Annotated in this window: 12 protein-coding genes; 2 read left to right on the plus strand and 10 right to left on the minus strand. The window is 71.3% G+C overall.

What is annotated here, in order from left to right; all coding sequences use genetic code 11:
- Positions 1-131: 131 nt before the first annotated feature.
- Complete coding sequence (locus tag ACUZ2Y_RS10475; RefSeq protein ID WP_476329289.1) at positions 132-920, minus strand: metallophosphoesterase family protein; 789 nt, start codon at positions 918-920, stop codon at positions 132-134.
- A gap of 9 nt (positions 921-929) precedes the next feature.
- Positions 930-1,310 carry a polyketide cyclase / dehydrase and lipid transport gene (locus tag ACUZ2Y_RS10480; protein ID WP_476329291.1) on the minus strand — a complete coding sequence of 127 codons (381 nt, stop codon included), beginning with the start codon at positions 1,308-1,310 and terminating at the stop codon, positions 930-932.
- An 85-nt stretch (positions 1,311-1,395) separates the two neighbouring features.
- Here ACUZ2Y_RS10480 and ACUZ2Y_RS10485 point away from each other — a divergent pair, with 85 nt between their 5' ends.
- A complete protein-coding gene (locus ACUZ2Y_RS10485; protein ID WP_476329293.1) occupies positions 1,396-3,192 on the plus strand; it encodes an AMP-dependent synthetase/ligase in 1,797 nt (598 codons plus the stop codon).
- Here ACUZ2Y_RS10485 and ACUZ2Y_RS10490 read toward each other — a convergent pair.
- The 7 genes from ACUZ2Y_RS10490 to ACUZ2Y_RS10520 all read right to left on the minus strand — a co-directional run bounded on the left by ACUZ2Y_RS10490 (position 3,183) and on the right by ACUZ2Y_RS10520 (position 11,290).
- On the minus strand, positions 3,183-3,659 hold the full coding sequence (locus ACUZ2Y_RS10490) for a GyrI-like domain-containing protein (protein ID WP_476329295.1): 477 nt from the start codon (positions 3,657-3,659) through the stop codon (positions 3,183-3,185). The two genes, ACUZ2Y_RS10485 and ACUZ2Y_RS10490, sit on opposite strands and share 10 nt — an antisense overlap.
- A 9-nt stretch (positions 3,660-3,668) precedes the next feature.
- Positions 3,669-4,829, minus strand: coding sequence for a glycosyltransferase family 4 protein (locus ACUZ2Y_RS10495; protein WP_476329297.1), 1,161 nt, complete (start codon positions 4,827-4,829; stop codon positions 3,669-3,671).
- A gap of 20 nt (positions 4,830-4,849) precedes the next feature.
- Positions 4,850-6,193, minus strand: a complete 1,344-nt coding sequence (locus ACUZ2Y_RS10500; RefSeq protein WP_476329299.1) for a gluzincin family metallopeptidase — start codon at positions 6,191-6,193, stop codon at positions 4,850-4,852.
- 78 nt (positions 6,194-6,271) lie between these two features.
- The gene (locus ACUZ2Y_RS10505) at positions 6,272-7,264 is read right to left on the minus strand and encodes a C40 family peptidase (protein WP_476329301.1); all 993 of its coding nucleotides are present in this window, start codon (positions 7,262-7,264) and stop codon (positions 6,272-6,274) included.
- Positions 7,265-7,769: 505 nt separating this feature from the next.
- A complete protein-coding gene (locus ACUZ2Y_RS10510; RefSeq protein ID WP_476329303.1) occupies positions 7,770-7,901 on the minus strand; it encodes a hypothetical protein in 132 nt (43 codons plus the stop codon).
- A 154-nt stretch (positions 7,902-8,055) separates the two neighbouring features.
- Positions 8,056-9,828 (minus strand): D-alanyl-D-alanine carboxypeptidase family protein, encoded by a 1,773-nt coding sequence (locus tag ACUZ2Y_RS10515; protein ID WP_476329305.1) that lies wholly within the window; start codon positions 9,826-9,828, stop codon positions 8,056-8,058.
- 91 nt (positions 9,829-9,919) lie between these two features.
- Positions 9,920-11,290 carry an NYN domain-containing protein gene (locus tag ACUZ2Y_RS10520; protein ID WP_476329307.1) on the minus strand — a complete coding sequence of 457 codons (1,371 nt, stop codon included), beginning with the start codon at positions 11,288-11,290 and terminating at the stop codon, positions 9,920-9,922.
- A gap of 95 nt (positions 11,291-11,385) precedes the next feature.
- On the opposite strand from ACUZ2Y_RS10520, the gene ACUZ2Y_RS10525 reads away from it, so the two are divergent.
- Entirely contained in the window at positions 11,386-13,104 is a 1,719-nt protein-coding gene (locus ACUZ2Y_RS10525; protein ID WP_476329309.1) for a DEDD exonuclease domain-containing protein, read from the plus strand.
- A 540-nt stretch (positions 13,105-13,644) separates the two neighbouring features.
- Here ACUZ2Y_RS10525 and ACUZ2Y_RS10530 read toward each other — a convergent pair.
- Entirely contained in the window at positions 13,645-14,028 is a 384-nt protein-coding gene (locus ACUZ2Y_RS10530) for a YbaB/EbfC family nucleoid-associated protein (RefSeq protein WP_476329311.1), read from the minus strand.
- Between the last annotated feature and the right edge of the window lie 57 nt (positions 14,029-14,085).

Below are 14,085 nucleotides of genomic sequence, written 5' to 3' on the forward strand. Positions count from 1 at the left end.
CCGACCACGCAGATCCACGACGACGACCGTAACGACAGGGACCGACAAACCCGCGAGAGAACCCGCGACAATCCGCTCTCTCAGTTCACCTACACGCACTATCGCTCCCTCACCGGACAACAGTTGCCCCGTCACCAGCTCAGGACGTACGGCCACCGGGTCCGCTGGAAGTGTCCGACGTTGGCGCACTCGGTGCGCCCCAGCCGCATCCGGGCGGAGAGCGGCTGGTGGACGTGGCCGAACACCGACCAGCGCGGCCGCTGCCGGTGGATCAGGTCGAGCAGCGCCGCCGATCCCAGTTCGGCGCGTCGCGCCATCACGTCGTAGGTCAGCTCGGGCACGTCCGGCGGGATGTGGCTGCACAGCACGTCGACGTCGGCGAGCTTCGCGACCGCGTCGTCGAACTCCTCGGGCGTGCGCAGGTACGGCACGAACGGGCCGGTGCGCCGGGGCGTCACCCCGCGCGGGAGCAGCGCGCCGCCGACGAAGCCGAACCGCAGCCCGCCGACCTCGGCGACCTCGCCGTCGAACACCTCGACACCGTCGCCCGCGAACTCGGGCCACAGGTGCGGGAGGTCGACGTTGCCCGGCGTGGCGAACGTGGGCACGGTCATCGCCCCGAACAGCGCCTTGTACTGCGTGCGGACAGCCTCCTCGACCACGCCGGCGGCGTCGTGCAGGGTCGACCACAGCGCGCGGTGGTACACGGAGGCTTCGGCGGTGAGCCGCTCGCGGCGCAGCCTGGCGAACTCCGCGACCTTCTCCGCGCCGAACACCATGCCGAGGATCCCGCGCGAGTGGTCGTGGTAGTCGACGAAGTCGATCAGGTCGCCGAGGACGATGAGCGCGTCGGCGCCTTGTCCGGCGCGGGCCAAGGCCTCGGCGTTGCCGTGAACGTCGGACACAACATGAACCCGCACGGGTCTACATTACGCGGACGTCGGCGCGCATCCCGGCGCTCGCCCGTCCTCCAGGACGGCCTTGAGACCCAGCGCCACCGACTTCGCCGCGAGCTGACGCGCGGTCATCTCCCGGCGAACGTTCTTGACCGAGCGGCCCTCGGGCAGGTCGGCCCGCAGGAAGTAGTGCACGACCGTGCCGTCGAGCACCGGTTCGAGCCAGACCTCCATGGTCCCGACCAGCGCGCCTGCCACGGTCCAGCGCAGACCCTCGTCGCCGCGGTCGGCGTAGACCTCCAGCACGAGGTCGGGCCAGTAGCCGCGCCACGCACCGGGATCGGCGAAGGCGGCGGCCACGACTTTCGGCGGCACCACGATGAACGTCTCGTCCACCACGTCGACATGCGGCATTCCGGCAGCATGTCATGTCACCCGGGGTGACCCGCACGGCACGGGCCGGTAGGACTAATTTTGGGGGCGATCACGGGAGGTCGACGTGCGCGAATACAGCGTGCCCGCCATCGGGGCAGTGTCCGACGAGGAAAGCCTCACCGACATGGTGTGGGCCAACGCCGAGCGCTTCGCCGACGCGGTGGCGTTCCGGCGGCGGGTGGACGGGTCGTGGATCGACGTCACCACCGCCGAGTTCGCCGCGCAGGTCGCGGCCGTGGCCAAGGGCCTGATCGGCTCGGGACTGCGGGCGGGCGACCGGGTGGCGCTGCTGTCGCGGACCCGGTACGAGTGGACGCTGCTCGACTTCGCCATCTGGGCGGCGGGCTGCGTGACCGTCCCCGTGTACGAGACCTCCTCGGCCGAGCAGATCGCGTGGATCCTGGGCGACTCCGGCGCGCGGGCGGTCGTGGTGGAGACCGAGGCCCACCGGCACACCGTGGAGAAGGTGGTCGACCGGCTCGCCGAGGTCGAGCACGTGTGGCAGATCGAGCCGGGCGGCGAGCTCGACGCGGCGGTCGACGAGCTCACCGCGGTGGGCGCGGACGTCAGCGACAAGACCGCGCACGAGCGCAGGCTCTCAGTCCGCTCCTCCGACACCGCGACCCTGGTCTACACCTCGGGCACCACCGGCAGGCCCAAGGGCGTCGAGCTGACCCACCGCAACCTCCTCGCCGAGATCCGCGCCGACATCGCCGCGTTCCCGCAGCTCATGCGGCCGTCGAACGCGATGCTGGTGTTCCTGCCGCTGGCCCACGTGTTCGCCCGCGCCATCGCGCTGTGCTGCGTGTACTCCCGCACCACGCTGGGCCACCTGCCCGACGTCCGCGACCTGGTCGCCGACCTCGCGACGTTCCGGCCGTCGTTCATCGTCGCCGTGCCGCGGGTGTTCGAGAAGGTCTACAACTCGGCGAAGCAGCGAGCGCACGCCGCGGGCCGCGGCCGGGTCTTCGACCTCGCCGAGGGACTCGCGGTCGAGTACAGCACCGCCCTGGACGGGCCGGGGCCGTCACTGGCTCTCAAGGCCCGTCGCGCGGCGATGAGCAAGGTCGTCTACAGCAGGCTGCGCGCGGTCCTGGGCGGCCGGTGCGTGGCGGCGATCTCCGGCAGCGCGCCGCTGGGTGAGCACCTGGCGCACTTCTTCCGCGGCGTCGGCGTGCCCGTGTACGAGGGCTACGGGCTCACCGAGACGTCGGCGGCCATCTGCGTCAACACCGAGCGGGCGTTCCGGGTCGGCACGGTCGGCAAGCCGGTCACCGGCGCGTCGGTGCGCATCGCCGAGGACGGCGAGATCCTGCTGTCCGGCGAGATGGTGTTCCGCGGCTACTGGCACAACCCGGCCGCCACCGCGGAGGTCCTCGACGGCGGCTGGCTGCGCACCGGCGACCTCGGCACCCTCGACGACGAGGGATTCCTGCGGATCACCGGACGCAAGAAGGACATCATCGTCACCGCGGGCGGCAAGAACGTCGCGCCCGCGCTGCTGGAGGACCGGGTACGCAGGCACCCGCTGGTCAGCCAGTGCGTGGTGGTCGGCGACCGGCGGCCGTTCGTGGCCGCGCTGGTGACCCTCGACCCCGACTTCGTCTCGGTGTGGGCGGCGAGCCACGGCAAGCAGATGGCCGTCGCCGACCTGGTGGACGACCCCGACCTGCGCGCGGAGATCCGGACGGCGGTGGACGAGGCGAACCGCGCGGTGTCGAAGGCCGAGTCGATCCGCGAGTTCACCATCCTGCCGCGCGACTTCACCGAGGCGGCGGGTGAGATCACGCCCAGCATGAAGGTGCGGCGCGAGGCGATCACCAAGGCGTACGCCGAGGAGATCGCCGCCCTCTACGGCTGACCGGCGAGTCGGACGGCCAGCTCCGTGTGCCACTGGGTCGGGTCGGGCTGCTCGATGGGGTTGGTCAGGAAGCGTTCGACCCGCGCGCCCCAGAGGCCTTCCTCGACGTCCCAGTCCAGGCCCTGCTCGTCACCCCAGGCGAGCACGGCGGCGGTGAGGTCGGTCAAGCCGTCCGGGTGGCCGACGTGGGTGATCGTCACGTAGCGGCCCGCGGGGAGCACGGCGGGCTCCTCGACGTCCGACGCCGACACGGGCACGCCCGCCTCGACCTCGACCTCGCCCTCCGGGTCGACCCGGAGGTACCGGAGGAAGGGCGCGCCCGCGATGGCGACGCCACGCTCGATCAGGCTGCCGATGATCTCCGGGATCCGGTCGGCTATCTCGTTCATCGTCGCCATGGTCACTACCCGACGCACGCCCATATACGCCTGCGCGGGGCGTTCCTCGATCACCGGGTCCAAGACCATGCGCACTCCTCAGTTCGTGCCGAACCGGTAGGTCGTCTCACCGTCGAGCAGGGTGGACAGGCGCCCGGCCCGGTCCGACCACTGCCAGGACCGCCGCATCCACTCACGGCCCGCCGCGCCCATCGCGGCGGCCTTGGCGGGGTCGGCCAGGAGGTTACCGACGCGGTCGGACAGTTCGGCGACGTCCCGGCCGTCGACCACATGGCCGGTCTCGCCGTCCAGCACGGTCTCGGGGGCGCCGCCGGAGTCGCCGACAACAACCGGCAGACCGGTGGCGGCGGCCTCCAGGAAAACGATCCCCAGGGCCTCGACGTCCAAGCCCCGGCCATGTGTGCGGCACGGCATGGCGAACACGTCACCGGCCGCGTAGTGCGCGGGCAGCTCCTCCCACGGCACCGAGCCGGTGAGCACCACATGCTCGGCGACGCCTGCCTGCTGCGCCAGGGACTCCAGCCGGGGCCGGTACGGGCCGCCACCGACCAGCAGCAGCGCCGCGTCGGGCACGCGGGCACGGATCCCCGGCAGCGCGCGGATGAGCATGTCCTGGCCCTTGCGCGGCATCAGCCGGGACACGCACACCACGGTCGGCCGGTCGCCCAGCCCGTACCGGGCGCGGATCTCGGCACGGGCCGCCGGGTCGGGCCGGTAGAGGTCGGTGTCGACACCCGAAGGCAGCAGCTCCAGCGCCGCCGAGCGGCCGAAGGCGGCGGCGAACCGGGCCCGGGTGTACTTGCTGACGTAGGTGACGACGTCGGTGGTCGCGCCGATCCGGCGGATGGCCTGGCGGGCGCCGGGGAGCATCGACCAGCCGACCTCGTGGCCGTGGGTGCTGGCGAGCACGCGGCGGGCGCCCGCCGCGCGCAGGGTGGGCGCGAGCAGGGCGAGCGGGGCGGCGGCACCGAACCACACCGAGTCGCAGCTCTCGGCGCGCAGGATCTCGCGGGCGCGGCGGGCGACGTCGGGAGTGGGCAGCATCAGCTTGCCGGGGTGGCGCACGACGGTGAACGGCTGCTTCGCGTCGAACTCCTCATGGGTGCCCGACTTCGACTCCCACGAGGGCGCGTAGACGACCAGGTCCTGCCCGAGCCGGGTGGCGAACGAGTGCAGATAGGTCTGGATGCCGCCGGGGCGGGGCGGGAAATCGTTGGTCACCAGAAGCGTTCGACGCACCCGGCCAACCTATTCCCCGGCTACCGCAGCGCCCCACGCAGGTATGCCTGCCACTCGCGGAGCAGGATCGCGCGATCCATGCCGATCACCCGGCGCAGCAGGTCGTCGGTCTCGCTGGCCGACAGCGGCCCCGCCCCGCCCAGCTCGCGGTAGAGCGTGACCAGGCGCTGTTCACCGAAGCGTTCGGCCAGGAACCGGGTGATCGACCACGCCTGCTGGTAGGCGAGGTCGAGTTCGCGGTCCTTGCCGCGGAACGCGCGGTCCTCGGGCAGCGACGTCGGCGGGCCGGACTCGCGGACCTGTTTGGCCAGGTCGGGCGCGCCCTGGGACAGCGCGATGTCGGTGTCGCGGTAGCCGACGTAGTCGGAGAACCCTTCGAGCAGCCACATCGGGGAGCCGTCGACGGTCACCGACCGGGCGGCGACGTGGGTGATCTCGTGCCGCAGGACCACCCGCAGCGAGGCGACCGACAGCGCGCGGGCGCCCATCGGGCTGAGGATGACGCGCTGCCCGGTGGCGGTCCGCTCGGCCGTGTCCACCCGGTCCGCGATCGCGACGGCGACGACGGACTCCACCGGGAAGTCCGGTCCGACCAGCGCCCGCATCTCGGCGGGCCCGTCCGGCAGGAACAGGGCGACCCGCCTGGACCAGCCGTTGCCCCACACCTCGCTGACGGCCTCGACCGACGGGTCCAGCTCGCGGACCAGCCGGTCGACCATCGGCTGGCTGCCCGGGTGGGCCAGGACCAGGCCGTACGCCGTCTTGGTCACCACGCACGGGCCGAAGTCCCACGGGCCGCGCCACGACCGCCTGCCCAGGTCGTTCAGCGCGGTGTCGGACCGCAGATACCAGGTGCCCGCGCGGTGGACGAACAGGTAGCCCATGGCCCGATTGGTCGGGGCCGGGTCGACCCCGCCGAGCGCGTACCGCAGGTCCACCGCGGGCGCCCACAGCTCGGCGCTGCGATCGTCGGCCAGCGAGGTCAGGTCGAGGCTGTCGTCGGGGTGCAGCACGTAGGACCAGTGGTCGAACGGCACTTCGGCGAGGTTGGCGAACAGCGCCCGCTGGCTTTCCAGGAAGTTCGGGTCGGCCAGCGGGTCGAGACCGGCCAGGAACGCGGCCTCGTCGCGGCGCACGACGGCGTCGGCCCGCCGCTCCAGCAGCGACCTGATCGCGTCGGCGCGCTCGGTGTCGCCGCCCTTGGGCCCCGCGGGCTCCAGACCGCCCAGCGGCTGCCCCTGGCTGGGCGCGACCGGCGACGGGTCGACCTGGGACGCGGGGACGGCGATGAACACCATCCCGGCGAGCGCCGTCGTGGCGACCACGGCGCTCAGCCAAGCTCGCACCCGTGCCCTCATGGCCATTGGGTGATCGTAAGGGAGAAACAAGTCGGGACCAGTACCCAATGGCACTGGTCCCGACTCGAAACTGTTCGCTGACGGCTACCCGACGATGCGCTTGGCACCGAGGTAGTCGCTGCCGCCACCGGAGAGCGGGGCGGTCTTCACCGGCACACCCGAGGTGGAGGCGTGCACGAGCATGCCGTTGCCGATGTACATGGCGACGTGGTGGATCGAGCTGGCGCTACCGCCGTAGAACAGCAGGTCACCGGGGGCGAGTTCGCTCTTGGAGACCGACTTGCCGTAGGTGTACTGCGACCGGCTGGAGTGCGGCAGGTTGATGCCGATGGCGCGGTAGGCGTAGAGCGTCAGGCCGGAGCAGTCGAACGCGTTCGGGCCTTCGGCACCCCACACGTACGGGTCGCCGCGCTGCGCGAGCGCGACCTCCATGGCCTTGCCCGCGTCGCCGGAGCCGACGTAGACGCCGGTGTCGACGGGCGGTTCGAACAGGGTCTTCTTCTCCGCCGCGGTGAGGCGGTTCTTGGCGTCCTCGACCTGCTTGATCTGCGTGTCGAGATCGGCCTTCGCCTTGGTGATGTCGGCGAGCAGCTTCTCCGAAGCCGCCTTGGCCTCACCCGCGCGCTTCTGGCCGTCCTCGGCCTGCTTGCGCGCCTGGGCGGCGGTGGCCACCGCGGTCGTGTACTTGGACAGCGCGTTCTGGTTGTCCGAGGCGAGGACCGTGAGCGCGGAAGCACGCTCAAGGAAGTCGTCCGCGGACGATCCGGTCAGCAGCGCGCTGATCTTGTTGAAGCGCGCGCCCTGGAACGACGCGCTGGTCAGCTGGTCGACCTGGCCGCGGAACTGCTCTTCCTGAGCGGCGGCCTGCTTCTCCAGCTCGGCGGCCGCGGCGACATCGGCCGTGGCCTTGTCGTATTCGGCCTGCTTGACCTTGAGGTCTTCCTTCGCCTTCAGGAGATCCTCGTTGATGGTTCCGGCCTTGGCGCTGAGCTCCTGGTACTGCTTGATCGCTTCCGACGCGGTGGCCGGGGGCGGCGGGGGCTGGGCCGGCTGCGCATACGCGGGACTCTGGGACATACCGATCACCGAGATGACCGCGGTGACACTCAGGGCTCCACGCACAGCTCGCTTGAGTCGATGCGACGACACGTCGCGCGTACTCCTTCGTCCTCAAAAACCGCCGACGGGGTTGTCCTCGGGCACCGGCGGCGCTTTGGGGAAGCACCCTCCGGCCGGACCGATCCGCTCGCGATCGTATCGCTCACTTCTCGATCATCGACGACCCCACCGTGGGGGATCCGGGTCAGCCGGACGAGGCTGATTTCGGCGGCGATCTCGCGTAGCCACCTCGGGGTGGGCGACTGCTGGCCGCGAGATCTCGGACAGGTTACGAAACGTGAGCCTCCTCGTCTACCAGGTGTGCCGGAAAAGCGCCGGGATTCCTTCCCAAACACCAACGGAGCAGTGGCAACTCCACCCTGTGACAACGACAACACCCAGTTCACCCGGGCGTGGAACCGTTCGGCGATCTGGAGCGACCGTTCGGCGAATATTTATGATCACCCCGGCCGATCACCCGGTTTCAGGCCGTTTTCTCCACCGGAATCAGCCGCAGCCGGGGTACGAGACCGGCGCTCGCGAGGGCATCGATCGCCAGCCGCTCGGAGGTGTCGAGATCGACATTGGGCGGCGCGCCGAGGAGCACACTGATCACACAATCCTGACAAGCGTTCCCACGGACCTCGCAGCTATCGCAATCGATGATCATTACCCGGGTCCTTTCCGGTGCCGACGATCTCGTGTTTCACACACTAGAAGACGCCACCGACAATTTCGCTCAGGTGTTCGAAACGATCGAACTCGATAGATCAAGAACCGATGTATTCCCAGTGCCAGGGCTCCTCGCGGCCCCGACCCGGACGCGCCCACGGCGGATTCGCCCAGCCGAACGCGCCCGCGTTCTGGGCGAGCCAGGCGTATTCCGGGGTGCCGAACGACTGGGCTCCCCCGCAGAGGTCCACCGCCAGCCCCCAGCCGTGGTTGCTGGTGCCCGGCACCGCGGCCAAGGCGGGCTTCACGCCGTAGAGCCGCACCTGGGCGGAGAAGGTCCGATAAGAGTCGGTCAGGCAGATCGCGCGGCCGAACACCGAGCCGAACGCGTCCGACATCGCCCGGAACGACCCGGCCGCGTCGCAGCGAAGCGAGTGCGAGCCGACGCCGATGAGGCACAGCGCCGCCTGCGGAATGAGGCCGTTGGGATAGCCGCCCCAAGCCCCGGGCGCCTCCCCAGGCGCGCGTGGCGGGAGTTGCACTCCCCCACAGCGCCAGCGCAGGCCGCCGTCGGTGGCCTTCGGCGCGGGCTGGGGCTGGCGCTGCCCGAGCGCGGGCCGGGCGACACCGAGCAGGGTGTCCCCGCCGGGCAGGTCCGTCACCACGACGCCGGCCAGCCTGCCGTCGGCGGTGAGCATGGTGCGTTCGTCGAGCACGATGCCGACGCCCTGCACCCCGAGCCGGGCGGGGCCGAGGAACACGACGTCGCCGGGTTGGGCGTCCGGGGTCGGCACCGGGGTCAGCACGCTCATCTGCTCGGCCACGGCGCCGGGCAGGCTCAGTCCGCCCGCCCCGAACACCGACTTGACCAGGCCGTCGCAGGAGTACGCGTTGGGGCCCTCGCCGCCCGTGCCGGGCACGTAGGGCTTGCCGAGCACACCGACGGCGGTGCTCACCGCGCCGATCACCTCGGCGGGCAAGACGAGCAGCTTCTCGCCGGTCGGCAGCGTGGCCCGGGCGACGCCCGGCTGCGGCACGCCGGTCGAGCCAGGCAGCGGCTCCAGCCGGGCGGGCAGCTGCGCGGGATCGCGCAGGGCGGCCGCGTTGGGCGCGACGATGCCCGCGAGCGCCAGCTTGTCGGTGTAGGCCTTCCAGCTCGCCGCGGTCTTCTGGTTGCGTTCGCGCTGCGCGGTCTGCTGGGCGATCACCGCGGCGTTGGTGTCCTCGACCTTGCCGCGCAGTTCCGACGACACCGCCGCGGCCCGGTTGGACGCGTCGCCGTTGCGGCGGTCCAGGTCGGCCTTGCGCTCGGCGGCGGCCCGCTCGGTGCCCACGGCGGTGTTCTCGGCGTCCAGCGCCCCGCGCTGCCGGGCGACGGCCTGGGCGAGCCGGTGGTCCTGGTCGATCCGCACGCGCTCGATCAGGCTGCTGCCCTGCAGGAACTCCTCCGGGCCGCCCGCGGTGAGCAGCATCTGCAGCTCACTGGGCTGCGCCAGCGCGGAATAGAGGGCGGCGGAGTAGGCGTCGACCTCGCCCTGTTGGGCGGCGACGACCTTGTCAGCGGCTTCCCGCTCCCCCCGCGCGCGCTCCACCTGGCTGGTGGCCTGGCGCAGCTCGTCCTCGGCGGTCCGGATCTTGTCCGAGAGGTCGGACAGCTCGCGCTGCACGTCGGTGGCGGTGCGCTGCAGCTCGGCGACCTTGGGATCGGCGAAGGCCTCACCCGGCCGGGAGTCCGGCACCGGGGCGCCCGGGCCGACACCGGCCTCGATCTGCGGCGGCTCGGTGGGCTGCGCGCCCGCGAGCGGGTTGGCCAACAGCGCGGCCACCAAGGCCAGCGCGGCGGCAATCTTGACCGAACCCCACCTATGCACCCGCGTACCAACTCCTCGGTGTCGCGTTCCCTACTCACTAGTATTAACGCGAAGGTATCGGTCACGTGACGGCGCGGGCACTATCGGGTGATCAAATGCGCCCAAGCCGGGCGAGCAGGACGGCGGACGGCACCGGGTGGGCGCCTCGGCGACGGACCGCGTCCGCCACAGCCCGGTCGGACGTAACGACAACGACTGGCCTGCCCTCGGGTTCCGCGGTGACCAGCGCCTTGATCACGTCGTCGGCGAGGACGCCCGGATCGCTGAACAGGACGCGGACCCCGCGCGGGGCGGCGACCGGCACGGCGACCACTCCCGCGCCGTCGAACACCAGCGTGACCTCCGCGGACGTGCGCGCGGCGAGGGAGGCGAGCTGGCGGACCAGGCGGTCGCGCTGGTCGGCCAGGGAGAGTTCCGCGTAGCCGGTCTTGGTGACGTTGTACCCGTCGACGACGAGGTGCACCGAGGGCAGCGCGAGCAGCCGGTCCAGGGCGGCCGGGTCCTCGACCCGGCCCACCACGCCCTGGGCCGCCGTGGCGCCCCGCACAAGGTCCGCGGGTCGGGGGCCGCCACCGCCGAGGGCGAGTTCGCGGCGCAGACCGGTGACCGCGCCGTCGAGGGTGTCGACGAGCAGCGCCAGGCGCACCTCGTCGGCTTGACGCGCCTCACGGGCGGACTGCCGGGCGATGTCGGCGTCGGCCTCGGCGCGTTCGGCGCGGCCTCGCTCGGTCTCGACCCGGTCGCGTTCGCGGTCGCGCTGCTCGGTGAGCGCGGCGACCTGGGCGGCGCACTCGGTGCGGACCCGGTCGACCGCGACCTGGGCGGTCTCGGCGGTGTCCTTGGCCTCGCGCAGCTTCACGCCCTGGTCGCGCAGGCGCTTGCGCAGCCGCTCCACCTCGGCCTCGGCCTCGGCGCGCACCCGGTCGACCGCTCCGGTGGACTCGCCGAGCAGGGCCTGCACCCGGGCCAGCTCGGCTTCGACCTTCTGCAGCCGGGCGACGGCGGCGTCCCGCTCCGCCCGCAGCGACGTGTCCGAAGCGCGCCTGGAGACCAGCTCCAGGTAATGCACCGCCGATTCCTCGCCGAGCAGCACGGCGGCCGCGGCGACGCTGACCGGGTCGTTGCCGCCCAGGTCGAGCGCGGCGGGCTTGTTCTCCCGGCACCACTGCACGACGGCGGTTCGGAAACCGACCACGTCACGCAGCCCGGCGATGATGGCCGAGCCGCCGAGCCGGGCCCGCTTGCTGGGCGCGAACCGGGCCACCGGGCGGACCATCTGCGGGATGTCGACCGGCGGCAGCGACCCGACCGCGTCGGCGCCGAGCTCGGCGAGCCGGTTCCTGACCGTGTCGGGCAGGGTCGACCAGTCCACGGCCACGTTGTCTGTGCTGTCCGTGCCGCCTGTGCCGTCCACGGTGGACGGTTCGGGGCCGGGGTCTTCCGGCTGGGGCGGCGTGGCCATTCGGTAAGGCTAGTGGCAGGCCGACCGCGACGTGTCGGCTCCTCGGCCGTGGGAACTGACGGAAGTGTCGGTGGTGTGATCTAGCTTCGGCGGTGATGAGCACCGCATCCGCCACCCGTACCCAGCTCGCCTTCGACGAGCTGGGTACGCCGCTGCGCGAGACCACCTTCGTCGTGTTCGACCTGGAGACCACGGGCGGCAGCGCGGAGACCGACGCGATCACCGAGTTCGGCGCCGTCAAGGTGCGCGGCGGCGAGGTGATCGGCGAGTTCGCCACCCTGGTCGACCCGGGCCGGGGCATCCCGCCGGAGATCATCGCGCTGACCGGCATCACCGATTCGATGGTCTACACGGCGCCGAAGATCGAGGCGGTGCTGCCCGCCTTCCTGGAGTTCGCGGCGGGCTCGGTGCTGGTCGCGCACAACTCCGGATTCGACGTCGGGTTCATCAAGGCGGCGTGCCGCAAGCTCGGCTACCGGTGGCCGAAACCCGCGGTCGTCTGCACGGTGCGACTGGGTCGCCGAGTCCTCACCCGCGAGGAAGCGCCAAGCTGCCGCCTCTCCGCCCTGGCCGCGTTGTTCCGCGCCTCCACCATGCCCAACCACCGCGCCCTGGCCGACGCCCGCGCGACGGTCGACGTGCTGCACGGCCTGCTGGAGCGGGTGGGTTCACTCGGCGTCCAGTCGCTGGAGGAACTGCTCGACTACCTGCCGGAGGTCACGGCCGCCCAGCGCCGCAAGCGCACCCTCGCCGAGGACCTGCCGAACGAACCCGGCGTCTACCTGTTCAGAGGACCGTCCGAGGAAGTCCTCTACGTCGGCACCGCCTCAGACCTGAAACGGCGAGTCCGCCAGTACTTCACCGCGGGCGAGACCCGACGCCGACTCCGAGAGATGGTCAGCCTCGCGGTCCGGGTCGACACGGTCACCTGCGCCCACCCACTGGAGGCGGAGGTCCGGGAGCTGCGGCTGCTGTCGGCCCACAAACCGGCGTACAACCGTCGGTCCAAGAACGCCCGGAACTCGTGGTGGATCACGTTGACCGAGGAACCGTTCCCCCGGCTCTCGGTGGTGCGACGCCCGCGCGACGGCTCGCTGGGACCGTTCCGCAGCAAGCGAATGGCCGATGAGGCCTTACTGGCCCTGCAGGACGCCACCGGCATTCGCCCTTGCACGGTAAGGATTCCCGCGAAGTCGGCAACCGGAAGCCCTTGCGCCCTGGCGGAACTGGACCGCTGCGGCGCACCCTGCGCGGGGAGACAGACGGTCGAGCAATACCAACCCATGGTCCACGCCGTGGACGCCCTGGTGGCAGGCCGACACCTGGACCCGTTGCGGCTCTTGGAATCCCGACTGGTCGCACTGTCCACCGAGGAACGGTTCGAACAGGCCCGCAACGGCCGAGACCGAATGTCCACCCTCATCCGCGCCCTGGACCGAGGCCAACGACTCGCGGCCCTGGCCTCGGTGGCGGAACTCGTGGCGGCCCGACCGGACTCGGCCGGAGGGTGGGAGTTCGCGGTGGTCCGCCACGGCCGACTCGCCTCGGCGGGAGTGGCCCGCCGAGGGGTACAACCGATGCCGGTCGTGGAGAACCTGGTGGCGTCAGCGGAGACGGTGATCCCGGGCGAGGGCCCACTGAGGGGAGCACCGGCCGAGGAGGTGGGTGTGGTCTTACGGTGGCTCGACCGCCCAGGAACCCGAATGGTCCGCTGCACGTCGCCGTGGGCAGAGCCTGCGGAGTGCGCCGCAAGATGGCGACCATGGCTGGACATCGCCGACCGCGCACGAGTCTCACTGGTGATCCGCGACTGAAGCAGACCCTACAACGGGCTGCGGAGATCCCAATGCCCGCTGGGTGGTGCCGGCCGGCAGCCGGCGGCGCTGTCAACGACGGTGGCCGATGGCGCTGGCACCAGTGGCGGGCGGCAGCCGGCGTGGCCGGCCGCGGATGGCGAGCCGGCGGCGGTGGTACCCGGCACGGCTGGCTGCAGCGGTAGCGGTAGCGGTAGCCGCGTGGCGGGTAGCGGTGGCGATAGCCGCGTGGCCGGTGGCGATGGCAGTGGCGGTGGCAGTGGCGGTGGCCGGCTGTGGCGGTGCTAGCGGTGGTGATGGTGGCGCCAATGCCGTGCTGGTGGAGCCGGTTGTGGTCGGCTAGCACCCGAGAAACGCAAGGGGCCCAAAGCAACGGCCTGTTTGGGGTGGTTCGCCTTGATTCGGGAGAGAAGGACCTAAACTTTCGCGGCGCGGGGCAGTTTCTTCACCCTGCCCGCTTTACCCGCGCAGGTCCTTCTCCGGGGTCCCCGAATCAAGGCGAACCACCCAAACAGGGCACCCACCCGCCAAGACGTGCCATCACCACTTGTCCGCGTCGCGGAGCACCACGGTCTCATCGCCGAAGTCGTCATCGTCCCGAACGACAGGCCGCTTGGGTGCGGTGCTCTCCGCTTCGACGGGCTCCGGCACCGGAATCCTTTGCACGACCGCCGAATCCCCACCAAGCGGCTGGAAGGCCGCAGCCACCCCCACCGCCGCGCTCTGCCGAGCCTGCCGGGTCAACGCAAGGATTTCCGAGGCCAGCTCCGAAGCTGACTTACGCAGAGCCGAGTCCTCCAACTTGAGGTCCAAAAGGGCCCCGGAAGCCGCCACCGTCACCGATACCGACTCGGACCGTTCAGTCGCTCCGGCGGCCTCGACGTTCGTTTTGAACTCGGTCGCCTTCTGCTGCAGGTCGGCCACTTTCCGCTCGAAGTCCGCCAGCCACTCGTCCGGAGTCTGCACGTCTCTCTCCCCTGT

The organism is Actinokineospora sp. UV203 (assembly GCF_056323665.1).